At 61.8% G+C, this 14,660-nt stretch carries 15 protein-coding genes; 4 read left to right on the top strand and 11 right to left on the bottom strand.

The window, feature by feature from the left end; genetic code table 11:
- From NKJ84_RS14790 to NKJ84_RS14775, 4 genes are all read right to left on the bottom strand, one after another.
- Positions 1–972, bottom strand: coding sequence for an SDR family oxidoreductase (locus NKJ84_RS14790; protein WP_254815767.1), 972 nt, complete (start codon positions 970–972; stop codon positions 1–3).
- Positions 973–1,162: 190 nt separating this feature from the next.
- Positions 1,163–1,465 (bottom strand): hypothetical protein, encoded by a 303-nt coding sequence (locus tag NKJ84_RS14785; RefSeq protein ID WP_352507049.1) that lies wholly within the window; start codon positions 1,463–1,465, stop codon positions 1,163–1,165.
- Positions 1,466–1,936: 471 nt separating this feature from the next.
- Positions 1,937–3,337: a phospholipase D family protein gene (locus tag NKJ84_RS14780; RefSeq protein WP_352507048.1), complete on the bottom strand. Its 1,401-nt coding sequence runs from the start codon at positions 3,335–3,337 to the stop codon at positions 1,937–1,939.
- Between the two features lie 63 nt (positions 3,338–3,400).
- Positions 3,401–4,216, bottom strand: a complete 816-nt coding sequence (locus tag NKJ84_RS14775; RefSeq protein WP_302893445.1) for an endonuclease/exonuclease/phosphatase family protein — start codon at positions 4,214–4,216, stop codon at positions 3,401–3,403.
- A gap of 177 nt (positions 4,217–4,393) precedes the next feature.
- On the opposite strand from NKJ84_RS14775, the gene NKJ84_RS14770 reads away from it, so the two are divergent.
- Positions 4,394–4,804: a DUF427 domain-containing protein gene (locus tag NKJ84_RS14770; RefSeq protein WP_352507047.1), complete on the top strand. Its 411-nt coding sequence runs from the start codon at positions 4,394–4,396 to the stop codon at positions 4,802–4,804.
- Positions 4,805–4,834: 30 nt separating this feature from the next.
- Here the strand turns inward: NKJ84_RS14770 and NKJ84_RS14765 are convergent, their stop codons facing one another.
- The 4 genes from NKJ84_RS14765 to ku form a co-directional block, all read right to left on the bottom strand.
- Positions 4,835–5,242 carry an HD domain-containing protein gene (locus tag NKJ84_RS14765; protein ID WP_352507046.1) on the bottom strand — a complete coding sequence of 136 codons (408 nt, stop codon included), beginning with the start codon at positions 5,240–5,242 and terminating at the stop codon, positions 4,835–4,837.
- Between the two features lie 130 nt (positions 5,243–5,372).
- Entirely contained in the window at positions 5,373–5,744 is a 372-nt protein-coding gene (locus tag NKJ84_RS14760; protein ID WP_254815773.1) for an avidin/streptavidin family protein, read from the bottom strand.
- Between the two features lie 75 nt (positions 5,745–5,819).
- Positions 5,820–7,220, bottom strand: a complete 1,401-nt coding sequence (locus NKJ84_RS14755; RefSeq protein WP_352507045.1) for a PAS domain-containing HWE histidine kinase family protein — start codon at positions 7,218–7,220, stop codon at positions 5,820–5,822.
- A gap of 93 nt (positions 7,221–7,313) precedes the next feature.
- A complete protein-coding gene (gene ku, locus NKJ84_RS14750) occupies positions 7,314–8,147 on the bottom strand; it encodes a non-homologous end joining protein Ku (RefSeq protein ID WP_352507044.1) in 834 nt (277 codons plus the stop codon).
- Between the two features lie 125 nt (positions 8,148–8,272).
- On the opposite strand from ku, the gene NKJ84_RS14745 reads away from it, so the two are divergent.
- Positions 8,273–8,737, top strand: a complete 465-nt coding sequence (locus NKJ84_RS14745; protein WP_352507043.1) for an NUDIX hydrolase — start codon at positions 8,273–8,275, stop codon at positions 8,735–8,737.
- A gap of 42 nt (positions 8,738–8,779) precedes the next feature.
- Here NKJ84_RS14745 and NKJ84_RS14740 read toward each other — a convergent pair whose 3' ends face one another.
- Positions 8,780–9,397, bottom strand: coding sequence for an alpha-ketoglutarate-dependent dioxygenase AlkB (locus NKJ84_RS14740; RefSeq protein WP_352507042.1), 618 nt, complete (start codon positions 9,395–9,397; stop codon positions 8,780–8,782).
- 128 nt (positions 9,398–9,525) lie between these two features.
- Here NKJ84_RS14740 and NKJ84_RS14735 point away from each other — a divergent pair, with 128 nt between their 5' ends.
- Positions 9,526–9,741: a KTSC domain-containing protein gene (locus tag NKJ84_RS14735; protein WP_352476940.1), complete on the top strand. Its 216-nt coding sequence runs from the start codon at positions 9,526–9,528 to the stop codon at positions 9,739–9,741.
- Positions 9,742–9,871: 130 nt separating this feature from the next.
- Positions 9,872–10,954 carry a sensor histidine kinase gene (locus tag NKJ84_RS14730; protein WP_352507041.1) on the top strand — a complete coding sequence of 361 codons (1,083 nt, stop codon included), beginning with the start codon at positions 9,872–9,874 and terminating at the stop codon, positions 10,952–10,954.
- A 33-nt stretch (positions 10,955–10,987) separates the two neighbouring features.
- Here NKJ84_RS14730 and NKJ84_RS14725 read toward each other — a convergent pair whose 3' ends face one another.
- Together NKJ84_RS14725 and NKJ84_RS14720 are read right to left on the bottom strand one after the other, a co-directional pair.
- Complete coding sequence (locus tag NKJ84_RS14725; RefSeq protein WP_352507040.1) at positions 10,988–12,169, bottom strand: acetate/propionate family kinase; 1,182 nt, start codon at positions 12,167–12,169, stop codon at positions 10,988–10,990.
- Positions 12,169–14,580 carry a phosphoketolase family protein gene (locus NKJ84_RS14720; protein WP_352507039.1) on the bottom strand — a complete coding sequence of 804 codons (2,412 nt, stop codon included), beginning with the start codon at positions 14,578–14,580 and terminating at the stop codon, positions 12,169–12,171. Before NKJ84_RS14720 ends, NKJ84_RS14725 begins: the two co-directional genes overlap by 1 nt.
- Between the last annotated feature and the right edge of the window lie 80 nt (positions 14,581–14,660).

The raw sequence follows: 14,660 nt of genomic DNA, 5'->3' as shown, positions 1-14,660 counted from the left end.
TCAGTAGCCGCCCACGATCGGCAATATCTCGCCGGTGATATAGCTCGAGCAGTGCGGCGAGGCGAGGAACACGTAGGCCGGCGCGATCTCCTCCGGCTGGGCGGGCCGTTTCATCGGCGTATCGGCGCCAAATTTCGAAACATCGCCGGCTTCCTTGTCCGAGGGGTTGAGCGGCGTCCAAACCGGCCCCGGCGCCACGGCGTTGACCCTTATGCCCTTGTCGACAAGGTTGCCCGAGAGCGCGCGGGTGAAGGCATGAATGCCGCCCTTGGTCATGGAGTAGTCGACCAGTTGCTTCGAGCCCTCGATGCCGGTCACTGAACCGGTATTGATGATTGCCGAACCGGGCTTCATGTGCGGTACCGCTTCCTGCGCCATGTGGAAATAGCCGTAGAGGTTGGTCTTCAGCGTCGTGTCGAAATGCTCCTCGGTCAGCTCGCTGAAATCGCTGGAGTGGATCTGGAAAGCGGCGTTGTTGACCAGCACGTCGATGCGCCCAAACTCCTGCACGATCTCAGCCACCGCGTTGTGGCAGTGGTCGCGTTCGCTGACATCGGCCTTGATCAGGATGCAGCGCCGGCCTTCGGCTTCGACGGCCCTTTTGGTCTCTTCGGCGTCCTTGTCCTCCGAGAGATAGACGATCGCCACATCGGCGCCTTCACGCGCATAGAGCACGGCCACCGCACGGCCGATGCCTGAATCGCCGCCGGTAATGACGGCCACTTTGCCGTCGAGCTTTTTCGATCCGATATAAAATGGCGCATCATAAAGCGGCGCCGGCTCGATCGCCCATTCATGCCCCGGCTTGGGCTGGTGCTGCTCGGGGAAGGGCGGCTCGGGATATTTGCGGGCGCCGGCCTGCATAGCGCCTTTTTGCTTGCCATTGGATTTGGACTTGTCCTTCTCGTCGATACGGCGCTGGATATGCCGCTGCTTGGCGGCCTCGCCGGCGATTTCCGATTTCATCTGCATGGTCATCTCCCTGGCTTGAAACCCAACAACGCATGTCCGGCGAAAAGGTTTATGCCATGGCGTCATTCCTTCAGTCCGGAGCGGATCGTGCGAAGTCTGAGCCACGGCAACCCGCTGCAGTACGAACCCGCTGAAAATGCCCAGGAGATTGCGGCGTCCTCAGCGGCGCATTTGTTCGGCCCGCCCTGAATCACAGATTGTTCTGCAGTGTCGCCCGACCGCTGGCTTCAGCCGTTCTATTCATGTCGCTGCCCTTGCCATTGAGTTGCCTGGCCTCGTCCTCGGCTGCGTCTTCGAGCTTGGCGACGAGCAGATCCTTGAGGTCGCCAACCTCTTCCTCGATGTCTTCGATGGGTACCCCGGCGTTGGCCGCCTCTTGCTTGCATTCCTTGGCGAGGATTTCCGCCTCCTTTTCAAGCCTGATCGGAGGCGGCGGCACATGAACGTTTTCGTGAATCCAGTCCTGCAAGAATTCTATCGCATTAGCACTCATGGTGCTCACCTGTAACGGCAAACTGTAGTGTCATTAACGTACGTGCTGCAAAATGGATGCTTGGCAACGCCGAATTTCAAACAGCGATACTTAACGATAGCGTGATCGCCAAAGAGCTAGAGCTTTGCAGTCAAGCGAAATCATTTGGCGTCGCAGAATGTCGCTAACCAGACATTTGGGGCGGGGTGTAATTTGCAGGCATCCCGCCCTAAGACGCGTTGCGCCGTCGCGCCGGTGTTGCGCGGTTCGGGTCGCCTGACGGCCGAACATCGTCACCTGCGGCAGATCGTGTCGGCCGCTCAGCGACACGGTCGGCGCGCATTTTGCGTTTATGCGCCATCCAGAACGGCAAGAGCTCAGCAAGAAAACTGTATAGCGTGGTCTTCATCGGCATGCTCCGGACCGGATTACAACTCGTGATCCCGCATTTCCGTTCCGACAAAGAGTCGCGTTCCGACAAATCCGTCGCTTCTACAATTGCGATTCGATCGGCAGGCACCCAACCAGCGCTGCAACGATGCGCCGATAGAGACTGGCCTCCGGTTCACGCGAATATTGCCGCATCTCGCCATCCGCCAAGCCGAGCCACCGCAAGGCGCCTTTGTCCAGGACCAGCTGGTAGCTCGTCTGCGGTGACTTTTCGTGCTCGAACAGCCGGCGCAACTCCATCACCAGATTGATATCGTGGAAAAGCACGCCCATTTCCGCATTCAACGACACCGAACGCGGATCGAAATTGAAGGAACCGACAAACCCCAGCGTGTCGTCGACCGTAAAGGCCTTGGTATGCAGGCTGGCTCCCTTTGAGCCGAAAACGGAGATGTTGGCCTGGCGGTCGAAGGGCTGCAATTCGAAAAGCTGGATACCTTTTTTAAGCAGCTTGCGGCGGTATTTGGCATAGGCGCCGTGCACGGCGGCGACGTCCGTCGCGGCGAGCGAGTTGGTCAGGATTGCAACCTCGGCGCCACGGTCCACCAACTTCGACAGGATGGCCAACCCGGTGCGGCTGGGGATGAAATAGGGCGAGACAATTTCGAGGCGCTGCCTGGTCGCCGCGATAGCGGGAAGCAGCTCCTTTGTCAGCCAATTCCTGCGCCTCTTGCCGCGCACCTTTTCCGGCGGATCGGAAATGACGCGAACGCCTTTCGTCCAGCAGACGTCGCTGTGCGCTACAATGAACTCCGTGATCGTGCGCCAGGCACGGAGGCTGTTCAAAAGCTGGCCGTCCGCGGTCGCATCGAGATTGTCGAGGAAATCGGCGCGCGAGCCCGCTGTAGCCGGGTTGAGCAGTTCGATAGGCTTTGCCGCCTCGCAACTCCAGAACGCCTCGAAGATCTGCATCGTCTGCCCTACGGCAGGACCGAGAAGCAACAGGTCGAGATCGCGAAAATTCGTCTCCGCAGCGTCGAAATAGGCATCGCCGATGTTCCTTCCGCCGACGATGGCCAGGCTCCCGTCGGCGATCCAGGCCTTGTTGTGCATGCGGCGGGTCATCGCAAACAGCCGGGCGACCATCTCCAGCGAGCGAAAGATGCTGCCGTTCCTCATGCCGCTGGGGTTGAACAGCCTCAGCTCGATGTTCTTGTAGCTGTTGAGCGCCAGGTAAGCGGCGTCGCTGTTGCGCGGATTGATGTCGTCCAGCAGCATGCGGACGCGGACACCGCGCTCCGCCGCCTTGACGACCTCCTGCATCAGCAGCCGGCCGCTATGGTCGTCGTGCCAGAGATAGTACATCAGGTCGAGGCTGCTGGTGGCACTGCGCGCCGCAAGGATTCGCGCGGCAAACGCGTCATAATTGTCGGCGATCAGCAGCAACCCGCTATTGCCGGCCGCGATCTTGTCCCGGGCAAACCGCGAAATGGCTGTATCCATGAAGTGCACCGACAAACATCAGCGAAGCAAACCGTCTGAAATCTGACTAACAACCCTTCAGGTTCATTCTGGTTGCAGTCGCGGCTGCCGTATCGCGTCCAGGTTCAGCCGGGCCTTGATCGGCAGATGATCGGAAGCGCGCTGCGCCAGCGGCGTCTTGTGCACCTCGATGCTGGAAATCAGGTGCGGCGGCCTGGCCAGGATGCGGTCGAGCGCAAACAGCGGAAAGCGCGACGGAAAGCTCGGCAGAACCGCATCGATCGGACCGAAATGCGGCAGCAGGGCCAGCAGCGAAGACCTGTTGCGGACGCGCCATTCGTTGAGGTCGCCAAGCAGGATTGTCGGCCGCAGAACCGGGTGCGTGGCTTCGACCAGCGCGTTGGCCTGCTGCGAGCGCGACCGCCGCAGCAGGCCAAAATGTGCGGCTATGATCCTGAGCGAGACGCCCTTCAGCTCCAGATCCGCGATGACCGCACCGCGCGGCTCAAGGCCGGGCAGCCGGATCTGGTTCACGCTTTCGACCACGCCGCGGCGCGCCAGGATCAGATTTCCGTGCCAGCCATGGCTGCGGCGGTTTTCCGGGACATGTGTGGGGACGAGGTCGCTGTCCCGCTCGAGCGCTGCGAGATCGAGCAAACCCTGCCTGCTTCCGGTCCTTTCGTCGGCCTCCTGCAAGGCAATGATATCGGCGTCGAGTTCCTTGACCACGGCTGCGACCCGCTCCGGATCGAACCTGCCGTCGGTGCCGACGCATTTATGCACATTGTAGGATGCAACCGTGGTGCACGAAATTTCATTGCCGGGCGCCGTAAACCGCGGCACTTCCCTTCGCAGCGCAGCGCCAAGCGACCTTGGAAGGGTAGGCGATCGATCCAGCATGTGATCCATTTGCTGTTGAGTCGGCGAGTGGCGGCCATTGCGATTATGGCGCGTGCGGAGGTCTGAAACAACGACGACCTTGCAAAACCGTTCCACCACCGGCCTCGGCGCGCGGTCTGGAACCCTGACGGGCAACAACACGTTTCGGGAGGGCAGCGCAGTCAACGGAGAAGTCGAATGCAGCCCTTAGCCGCAAATTCCGCCCCCCGCTCAGGCCCGCTCAGGATCGTCCCGTTCGATGGAACCGTAACCGTTCGGTTCTCCGACGCCATTATTGCGTCGAGCGCGCGGGCAAAGCTGCTCTACGAAGACGGTCATGATCCTGTCTTCTACATACCCTTCGAGGACATCTATTTCGACCTTCTGGAGAAGACGAACACAACGAGCCACAGCCCGCTGAAGGGCACGGCAAGTTATTGGCGTGTTCATGCGGTCGGCTCGTCGGCAGAAGACTTCATGTGGGCCTACGAGACGCCCGACACCCCGGCACTGGCGATCGCCCGCCACGGCGCGTTCGATCCCGGCCGGGCGCGGATTGAGGCCGATCCCGCGGAGGACAAGCGGCATACGCCGCACGTCACCGAATAGACTCACATTGGCAACGGCGCCAGCTTTCCGTCAGAACTCTTCAAGGATGCGCAGGCTGTCTTCGTATTTCTCTGTCGAGGCACCGATCTGCCGTGCCTGCCATAGATTGTCGACAAGATCGGCGCGCTTGACCGGCAACGCCAGCGGATTGGCCGCAGCCCTACGAACGAACACGGAATCGTCCTCGTTCGGCCGCCGCGTCAGTGCGTCGACGGCCGATACGATGGACGGCCCGAACCCGGCCGCCTCAAGCCGGTCGCGATTCCAACCGTCGCCTTTTTCGATGACGTCGTGAAGATAGGCGATGGCTTTCTGATCGAGCGTTTCGACGGCATCGACGACCCGGCGGCAATGTTCGATATAAGGCCGCCCTGTCTTGTCCGTCTGCCCGGCATGGGCCTGTTCGGCGATTTTCGCTGCGCGATAAAGCACGCTCATTGGGTCGATCCCGTAACGAACAGCACATGTCCTGGCGCACCAACGCGCCATTGTCAGTGCGAGTTCCTACGCGCCGCGGGACCCTGCTGCCTCGCTTGCGAGCTGAATGCCGCGGTGGCGGGCGGAATAGTCAGGAGACGCGTTCAAAACTGTCGAGGCTGGTTCCAAAGGCACGCCAGGCGGGGAGTTTCCTGGCTCGGGCCGGCGCCCCTTCCTTTTCCGCCGACAAAGCGGCATCCGCAACGGTGTGCCACAGCATCTCCAGCTTCCCGTTCCTGAGGATGCCGGTATAGCTCACCGCCGCGGCTCCGACCCGCCCTTCGGCCGCGCAGGTGAATCCGATGACATCTCCATGGCAGGCTCCGAACAGCGGCACCGTCGTGCCGAAGAAGGCGCTGTCCTCCAGCGCCGTCCTGAAGGTTCCGCTGATCCGTCCGCCCTCTTCGCTGGTCAGTTCGACGACCGACCCGTACTGGTTCCGCCAGGTGCCCAGCCAACTCATCGCTGCTCCTCCTGATTGCTGCCATAGGGATTGCGTTGGCACACGGCCTCCAAGCCGCGGCCGAGGTAGCGGCCTTCAATCAGCCGCAATGCCAGCCATCGACATCTGAACGAAGCGCAGCGGCGCTTCCAGCGTCCAGGTGATGCCGTGCCTCTCAAATTCCAGGCGGCCGGTGCCGCTGAGCGCCTGCGGGGTGACGCGTTTGAGCACGACCGTTCCGAAACCGCGTCGCGTGTTTTCATCGACCAATGGTCCGTCCAGTTCCCGCCAGACAAGGCGGAAGCCGTCGCTGCCATCGGCGGCTGGCGTCACGGTCCATTCGACCTCGACCCGCCCGTCAAGGCGCGACAGCGCTCCGTGCTTTACCGAATTGGTGGCCAGCTCGTGAAAGGCAATGCCGAGATATTGCACCGCATTCGGCTGCAGCATGATCATCGGCCCGCTCATCGATAGCCTGGCCTGTGTCGCGAAGGCCTTAGTCTGGGCATGGATTAGTTCGCCGATGGTCGCGCCACGCCATTCGGCATCGACCAGCAGATCGTGTGATTCCGAAAGTGCCATGATGCGTTCCCGGACTTGGGAAAGGAAAGCCTCTGGCGTACCCGCCAGCTTGCTGGTCTCGCGGATCATCGAGACGATCACCGAATACTGGTTTTTAACGCGATGGTTGACTTCGCGCATGAGTGTGCGGATACGCCGTTCGCTGTCCTTATGCGGGCTGATGTCGCGCGCGATCTTGGAAGCGCCGACGATACGCCCAATGCCGTCGCGTATCGGCGAGATGGTGAGCGAAACCGGAACCAGGGTGCCGTCCTTGCGCTGCCGGATAGTCTCATATGAAGGAATCCGTTCGCCGGCGCGAATGCGGCTGATGATCATGGCTTCCTCATCCAGGTGGTCGGGCGGGATGAGCATCGTCACCGGGCGACCGATCGCCTCCGCGGGCGTGTAGCCGAACAGGCGTTGTGCCGCGTCGTTCCAGCTGGTGATAATGCCGTTCAGGTCTTTCGACACGATCGCGTCCATCGAAGATTCGACGATGGCAGCGAGCCTTATGCTGGCGTCGTCAGCCAGCGCCTGGGTGCGCAGGTCGAGCAAGGTGTTGATGGCGCCGACGACCTCGCCGTTCGCATCGCGAAGCAGGACCGGATACGCGCTGAACGGGATGAACTGGCCGTCCGGCCGCTCGGCGATCGCCCGGCCCCCAGGAACGTCCCGCTCCTCCAGCAAGGCAACGGCCATCGGACATTCGTCGTGCGCCATCGGCCGTCCGTCGAGGTGGCGAAGCTTCCATGATCCGCACCAGCGGTCCTGGCCGATAACCGGACGATATCCCCAGAGATCGGCAGCGGCTTCATTGAAGAACGAGATGTAGCCTTGTCTGTCGGTGGTGTAGACAGCCACAGGCAACGCCTGCATCAGATCGGCGGAGGAAACTTGCGGGATTCCGCCAGTCTTTAGTTCAACGACGTCCACCAGTCCCCCGCTCCGCTTGGCTTGCCGACGGATTGCTACGTCATCTAAATGCGCGCGAGCGTTTTCGGTTCCGTTCGATCCGCTTTCGGACATTCAGGCTGATCTGCGTTTCGCGGCCGTTCCCCGACCTTTGTTAGGAGCCTTGCCGCCTTCCTGCGCCAGGCTTCTGCGCAGAATATCGGCGAGGTTGACGACATTCGTCCTCGGCGCAGGTGCCGGCTTGGGCGGTTTCTTGCCCTTGCGCTTGGCTTCGATCATCGCAACCAGCGCCTGTTCATAAGTGTCTTCGAACTTTGACGGGTCGAATTTGGCGGGCTTCTTGTCGATCAGCAATTGCGCGATTTCCAGCATCTCGGGATCGACCTTGCGAGCCTTCAGTCCTTCGAACACCGCGTCCGTTGCGACCACTTCATTGTGGTTGCGTAATTCCGTCATCACCATGCCCTTGCCCAGCGGCTGGATCAGCACCTCTCGGCCTCGCTGGTACAGCACGACGCAGGAGCGGGCTGCCACTTTCTTCCTGGCCATGGCGTCCCGGATCACCGCGAAGGCCTCAGTGGAGGGCGCGTCGGCCGGAACCAGATAATAGGGCTTTTCGAGGTAGCGTGCGTCGATTTCGGCGGTGGGCACAAACTCGCCGATCTCGAGCGTGTGCTGCGATACCATCTTTAGTTTCTTGATTTCGTCCGGCTCTATGCGGATGAATTCGCCCTTCTCGACTTCATAGCCCTTTACCTGGTCGGCAGCCTCCACCGTATCGCCGGTCTCCTCGTCGATATAAGCGCTCTTGACCGGGAGACCGTCCTTGCGGTTCAGGATCCTGAAATGCACTTTCTCGGCCTCGCTGACGGCGCCGATGATCTTGACGCCACAGGAAACCGATCCGACTTTCATAAAGCCCTTCCAGGCAGCTCGCGGCGTCGCCATGTCAATCACTCATTTGCCGAACGGACGGAACGGCTGCGAGCCGAAATCGTTCCGCCGTGGCAGGCTGGTCCATACGCCGGCCCGGACGAGAACATTCGGTTCATTTTCGTCAGGGGAATAGCGGAATGGCCAAACGCAGCGCAGGGTTGCTCATTTATCGCCAAAGCCGAGGTTCACTTCAGGTGCTGCTGGTGCATCCCGGCGGCCCATTCTGGGCGAAGAAGGACGACGGCGCATGGTCGATCCCGAAGGGCCTGGTCGACGAGAACGAAGACGAACTGACGGCGGCAAAACGCGAAGCCGAAGAGGAGCTCGGGGTCGCCATCGATGGAGTTTTCGAACACCTTGGCAGCTACCGGCAGCCGGGCGGCAAGCTCGTCGTCGCGTGGTGCGTCGAAGCGGACTTCGACAGCGACGCCATAAGCAGCAACACCTTCGTCATGGAATGGCCGCCAAGGTCCGGCTCGATGAAGGAATTTGCCGAAGTCGACAGAGCGGGCTGGTTCTCCCTGCCTGAAGCCAACGTCAAGATACTGAAAGGCCAGCGCGCCATGCTGGCGGATTTGGCCGGTCGGCATGGCGACCCATGAAATCGTATCGGCTCAGTACTTCAGGGCGGCGCCTGGCTTGCCTTACGGCGCTATCCCAAGCGAATTTTGCGCGCGCAGCGTGCGTAATGTGATCGAATAGCGGTGCTCGGCGACCGGCGGAACGCTGTGCTCCCATTCGTTGCGCGCAGCACCCGTCATCAAATAGGCTGATCTTGGCTCGACGGTGACCGTCTTGCGATCCCATCGCGTGCCGTTTTTCCGGCGCAGGCGGAAGCTGCAGGCGGCCAGCAGCGAAACGCCGGCGACCAATTCGAAATGAGGCTTGTCGCGGTGCCAGCCGATACCGGCGCCCGGCCGGTACTCGTTGATCAGCACCTGCACGAAGGTTTCGGCCGGCAGGCGGGCAAAGGCTGCAACTTTGTCCCTGAGCGGCAGCAGAAAGCCGGGTATCGGCGGTGCTTCGACGACTTCGCGCCGGTCGTAGTCGTAACGCAGCCCGAAGCCGACCACCCGCCGGTTTGCCAGATGGCCGTGAAAGTCGAAGGGCTGAAAAGGCAGGCCGTCGAGCTGGCTTGCCAACGCTGCTTCCTCGTCCGGCGTGATCAGTTCGGGCCGGTAGCGGAATCCTTCCGGCAGGTCGTCGGTGGCGGCAAAGAGATCGCCCTGACGGGCTGCAGCCGATGTCTTGAGCGGTGGCATCAACTGTACTTGGTGAAGCCGGCCCGTAGCGGCAAGGCTGCTTCGGCAGCAAGGAACCTCGCTCTCCGTGCAGGGTTATTCACACGATGGCGTGGATTGGAGCACTGCCGAGCATTGGAGCTGTCGAGATGCCTTCAACTGCGATCAGAAACATCGACTACCAGCCGGCGACGAGGGTACTCTCGGTGTGGTTCGTCCCGAGCGGAAACCGCTATGATTACGAGGACGTTCCGCCGCAGGTCCACGCCGCGTTCCGCAAGGCTTCGTCGAAGGGCCGGTTCTTCAACGAACATATTCGCGACCGGTATAAATACCATCTGGTCGAGCAGAGCCATTCGAGCTGAGTCTTCCGACGCTTCTCAACCATGATCTCGGCTCTCCGCCATTCGTAGCCGCGCGGCAATGAGCGGACTTCGCAGTTGGTGAGCGACCTGATATTGATCATGGTTTCACCGGAAACATCGAAAGCCTGGAATGCCCGCCGAAGTCGAAACAACCGAGCAGCTCCAGCAATTGCTCGATACCCCGCATCTGGCGGGCGTGCTGGATAGCGAACAATTCAAGAGATTTCTCGACCAGCTGCCGATCGCGATCGCAATTTCCGATCTCAGCGGCGATGAACGTGTCGTCTATGTCAATTCCGAGTTCCAGAAATTGTCAGGCGTATCCGTCGCCGAGCTCGAGCGCTGGAACTGGGCCGCACTGAGCGGAGAAGGCTTGAGCGAATACAAGGACCGGCCGCTGGCCCGGGCCATCGTCGAGGATATCGATCGCGCGGGAACATTCAGGATACAACGTGCCGCCGCAGCGCCAGCCATCGTCGATGTCTATTCGAACCTGATCGAGGACGAGCGCGGGCGACGGTCCTTTCGACTGGTCGCCCTTGTCGACGTTACCGCGCACAAGGCAAGCGACAGCGAGGCCATCGAACAACGCATTCGGGAAAAGGACATGCTGCTGCGCGAGTTGCAGCATCGGATGAAGAACAATCTCCAAATGATCACGGCTCTCATCAGATTGGAGGCCCGCAGTGCGGCATCGCCTGATCAGAAAGGTTTCGAGCGCCTCGCCGGCCGCGTCGATGCGCTCGCAATCCTCTACCAGACGCTGTCGGCCGACGAACAGAAGGCCGAAGTGGACCTTGGCGTCTATCTCAGCCAGATCGCTTCCGCCGTGATGACGTCGCACGCCATGCAGGGCATCCGGCTCGATATGAAGGTCGACACTTATCCGGTGTCCATCAACGTGGCGATGCCGACGGGACTGGTGGTCAATGAGCTTTTGACGAACGCGCTGAAACACGCCTTTCTGGGTCGCGAAGGCGGGACGATCACGCTGCGCAGCGTCGTCGACGGAGACGGTTTTCGCATCGTAGTCGCCGATGACGGCATCGGCCTGCCCGAAGGCGAGACCTGGCCGAAACCCGGCAAGCTCGGAGCGTTGATCGCTCAATCGCTGATTGAAAATGCCAAAGCCCGGTTCGAGGTGGATTCTGCCCCCGGCAAAGGAACGCGGGTGACCATCGTGTTCAACAGATCGGCCGCCGTCGCGACGTAGCCGGTCGAGCAAGCGCCATCAAGGCCATCCGCATCAGCCAGGCCCGTCGATCACCTTGCGCGTGTGGCGGGCGATGACACCTTCTTCGTCGGTCGCGATGACGCGGACTTCGACCTTGCCATCCGCCTGGCTTATGAGCGCTTCATGGGAGTTGTTGTCGGCTTCGTCGATCGCCACGCCGAGCCAGCCAAGCCTGCCGCAAATCGCTTTGCGGGCCGCGGCAGAGTGCTCGCCGATGCCGCCGGTGAACACCAGGCATTCCAGCCCGCCCAGCGTATTGGCGAGGGCGGCAACTTCCCTGGCGGCGCGGAAGGCGAAAAGCTCCACCGCTTCGCGCGCCCGGCGGTCATCGCTGGCCTCCAGCGTTCGCATGTCGCCGGAAATGCCGGACACGCCGAGCAGGCCGGATTCCTCGTAGAGCATGTCTTGCAGCGCCTCTCCCGAAACCCCTCTTTCCAGCAGGAGGTACAAAAGCACGCCCGGATCGATGGCGCCGCAGCGTGTGCCCATGACCAGGCCGTCAAGCGCCGAAAAGCCCATCGTCGTATCGACGCTTCTCCCGTCGCGCATGGCGCACAGGCTCGCCCCGTTACCGAGATGGGCGACGATGGTTCTTTTCGCCGCCAGATCGGGCGATCTCTGCTTGAGCCGGCCCGCGACATATTCGTAGGAAAGCCCGTGAAAGCCGTAGCGGTGGATGCCGTCTGCCTCATAGCGACGCGGCAGCGCAAAACGGCTGACCAGAGGCTCGATGGTCCTATGGAAGGCCGTGTCGAAACATCCGACCTGCGGCAGGTCGGGCCGCAACGCGGCAAGCGCCCGGATCGGCGCGAGGCTGCGCGGCTGGTGCAGTGGCGCAAGCGGCGTCAGCCTGTCGAGAGCCTCGATAATTGTCGGTGTCAGGCGGACAGGTTCGACGAACTCGCGTCCGCCATGAACGATGCGATGGCCGGCGGCGATCAGTTTCCTTCCGCCAAGTTCGTTCTCGATCCATTGCAGCATCTGGCCGAGGCCCATGTCGGGCGATGCGTCCGCGGCAAGTGGCCGATCGCACTGCAGCTCCCCATCGGCGGCTTTCGCGGTCAGCCTTGGCGCATCGCCCAGATCCAGCGAACCGCGCGAGGCAAGATCCAGCTCGGCGGATGCTGCAAGGTCGTAAAGTCCGAACTTGATGCTCGACGAGCCGGCATTCAACGCAAGGATCGATCGTCGCATCAATCGCCGGCCCTTGTCGCGCCGTCCTGCGGCCAGGACCATTTCTGGATCTCGGGCATGTCCTCGCCATGTTCGCGGACATAGGCTTTGTGCTCAGCCAATTTCCCATGCAGCGCCGCGGCAAGCTCCTTCGCCCGCTCGGCCAGCCCCGGCACACGCGCGATCGCGGCGAGCGCCAGATGATAGCGGTCGAGCTGGTTGAGCACGACCATATCGAACGGCGTCGTCGTCGTGCCTTCCTCGCGAAAGCCATGCACATGCATGTTGTCGTGGTTGGCGCGCCGGTAGGTCAGACGGTGAATGAGATAGGGGTAGCCGTGATAGGCGAAGATGACCGGCTTGGCCTTGGTGAACAGCGCGTCGAATCTGTCGTCGGCAAAGCCATGCGGATGTTCGGAATTCGACTGCAAAATCATCAGGTCGACGACATTGACGACGCGGATCTTCAGGTCCGGAATGCCCGAGCGCAGGATGTCGGCTGCGGCAAGCGTCTCCAGCGTCGGCACGTCGCCGGCGCAAGCCAGGACCACATCCGGATCTTCGCCCTTGGCAACCGTCCCGGCCCATTCCCAGATGCCCGCGCCGGCCTTGCAGTGCGCTTCCGCGTCCTCGGCGGACAGCCATTGCGGCGCCGGCTGCTTGCCGGCGACGATGACGTTGATGCGGTTGTAGGTTTTCAGGCAATGGTCGGTGATCCACAGCAGCGTGTTTGCATCCGGCGGGAAATAGAGCCTTACCGTGTCGGCCTTCTTGTTGGCGACGAAATCGGCAAAGCCCGGATCCTGATGGCTGAAGCCGTTGTGATCCTGCCGCCAGACATGCGAGGTCAGCAGGTAGTTTAGCGAGGCGATCGGCTTGCGCCAGGCAAGTTCGCCGGAGGTCTTCAGCCATTTGGCATGCTGGTTGACCATGGAATCGACGATGTGGACGAACGCCTCGTAGCACGAGAACAGGCCGTGGCGGCCGGTCAGCAGATAGCCCTCCAGCCAGCCTTGGCAAAGGTGCTCGCTGAGCACTTCCATGACGCGGCCGCCGCGGGAAAGATGAACGTCGTAAGGCTCGATCCGCTCCATCCAGACCCGGTCCGTAACCTCGAACACGTCGTCGAGGCGGTTGGAGGACGTCTCGTCGGGTCCCATCAGCCGGAAATTCCTGGCCTCGGCGTTCAAGCGGATCACGTCGCGAAGATAGCTCCCCACGGTCCGCGTTGCCTCCCCAACAGTGCCGCCCGGACGCGGTACCTCGAGCGCCAGGCCTTTCCAGTCGGGAAGCACGAGGTCTTGCTTCAGCAGGCCGCCATTGGCGTAGGGGATTGCGCCCATGCGTCTGGGCCCTGTGGGCGCCAGCGCCGCGAGCTCCGCCAGGAGATGCCCGCCTTCATCGAACAGCGTCTTCGGTTCGTAGCTGCGCATCCAGTCTTCGAGGATCTGGCGGTGCGCCGCGTCGCCGCGCGCGTTAGACACCGGCACCTGGTGCGAACGCCAGAAATCCTCGACTCGTCTGCCGTCGACCTCTTTCGGCCCGGTCCAGCCCTTTGGGCTGCGCAGCACGATCATCGGCCACAGCGGCCGCTCTCCCTTCCAGCCCGCGGCTCGTGCAGGCTCCTGGATGGAGTGGATCCGGTCGAGCACGGTATCGAGCGTGCGGGCCATCTCCCGATGCATCGGGGCAGGCTCGTGGCCTTCCACGAAAAAGGTTTCGTAGCCATAGCCGAGGAACAGGCTGCGCAACGCCTCGTCTTCCATACGGCCGAGGATCGTCGGGCTGGCGATCTTGTAGCCGTTGAGATGCAGGATCGGCAGGACGGCACCGTCGGATGCCGGGTTCAGGAACTTGTTGGAATGCCAGGCCGCGGCGAGCGGGCCGGTCTCGGCTTCGCCGTCGCCGACGACGCAGGCAACCACAAGGTTCGGATTGTCGAAGGCGGCGCCGAAGGCATGGACCAGCGCATAGCCGAGCTCTCCGCCTTCGTGGATCGAGCCGGGTGTCTCCGGGGCCGCGTGGCTCGGCACTCCGCCGGGGAACGAGAACTGCCGGAACAGCTTTCGCAGGCCGTCTTCGTCCCTGCCGATCTCGGGATAAATCTCGCTGTAGGTGCCCTCGAGCCAGGTGTTCGCGACCATTGCCGGGCCGCCGTGACCCGGCCCGCAGATGAACAGAACATCGAGACCACGTTCACGGATGATCCGGTTCAGATGCACATAGATGAAATTGAGGCCGGGCGTTGTGCCCCAATGGCCGAGCAGCCGTGGCTTGATGTGCTCGGGCCGCATGGGCTCGCGCAAGAGCGGATTGTCGAGCAGATAGATCTGGCCAACCGAAATGTAGTTCGCGGCGCGCCAGTAGCGGTCCATCAGATCCATCTGGTCAAGGCCGGTTGTTTGCGCAGTCGTGCGGGCCTCGTCGTTCATGGAAATGCCTCCGGAATACCCTCGTCCGTCGTTATCTGGAGTGGCGCCGCCTCGGAGAAAGGATTTGCCTCGAAATAAGT

Origin of the sequence: Mesorhizobium sp. M0048 (assembly GCF_040323405.1) — a bacterium.
GTDB lineage: Bacteria > Pseudomonadota > Alphaproteobacteria > Rhizobiales > Rhizobiaceae > Mesorhizobium.
Note: the sequence above shows the minus strand (reverse complement) of the source record. Positions and strands in the feature narration are given on the sequence as shown.

Coding starts and splice junctions, on each gene's coding strand:
- NKJ84_RS14790 (WP_254815767.1), bottom strand. CDS start 972: ATGCAGATGAAATCGGAAATCGCCGGCGAGGCCGCCAAGCAGCGGCAT.
- NKJ84_RS14785 (WP_352507049.1), bottom strand. CDS start 1,465: ATGAGTGCTAATGCGATAGAATTCTTGCAGGACTGGATTCACGAAAAC.
- NKJ84_RS14780 (WP_352507048.1), bottom strand. CDS start 3,337: ATGGATACAGCCATTTCGCGGTTTGCCCGGGACAAGATCGCGGCCGGC.
- NKJ84_RS14775 (WP_302893445.1), bottom strand. CDS start 4,216: ATGCTGGATCGATCGCCTACCCTTCCAAGGTCGCTTGGCGCTGCGCTG.
- NKJ84_RS14770 (WP_352507047.1), top strand. CDS start 4,394: ATGCAGCCCTTAGCCGCAAATTCCGCCCCCCGCTCAGGCCCGCTCAGG.
- NKJ84_RS14765 (WP_352507046.1), bottom strand. CDS start 5,242: ATGAGCGTGCTTTATCGCGCAGCGAAAATCGCCGAACAGGCCCATGCC.
- NKJ84_RS14760 (WP_254815773.1), bottom strand. CDS start 5,744: ATGAGTTGGCTGGGCACCTGGCGGAACCAGTACGGGTCGGTCGTCGAA.
- ku (WP_352507044.1), bottom strand. CDS start 8,147: ATGGCGACGCCGCGAGCTGCCTGGAAGGGCTTTATGAAAGTCGGATCG.
- NKJ84_RS14745 (WP_352507043.1), top strand. CDS start 8,273: ATGGCCAAACGCAGCGCAGGGTTGCTCATTTATCGCCAAAGCCGAGGT.
- NKJ84_RS14740 (WP_352507042.1), bottom strand. CDS start 9,397: ATGCCACCGCTCAAGACATCGGCTGCAGCCCGTCAGGGCGATCTCTTT.
- NKJ84_RS14735 (WP_352476940.1), top strand. CDS start 9,526: ATGCCTTCAACTGCGATCAGAAACATCGACTACCAGCCGGCGACGAGG.
- NKJ84_RS14730 (WP_352507041.1), top strand. CDS start 9,872: ATGCCCGCCGAAGTCGAAACAACCGAGCAGCTCCAGCAATTGCTCGAT.
- NKJ84_RS14725 (WP_352507040.1), bottom strand. CDS start 12,169: ATGCGACGATCGATCCTTGCGTTGAATGCCGGCTCGTCGAGCATCAAG.
- NKJ84_RS14720 (WP_352507039.1), bottom strand. CDS start 14,580: ATGAACGACGAGGCCCGCACGACTGCGCAAACAACCGGCCTTGACCAG.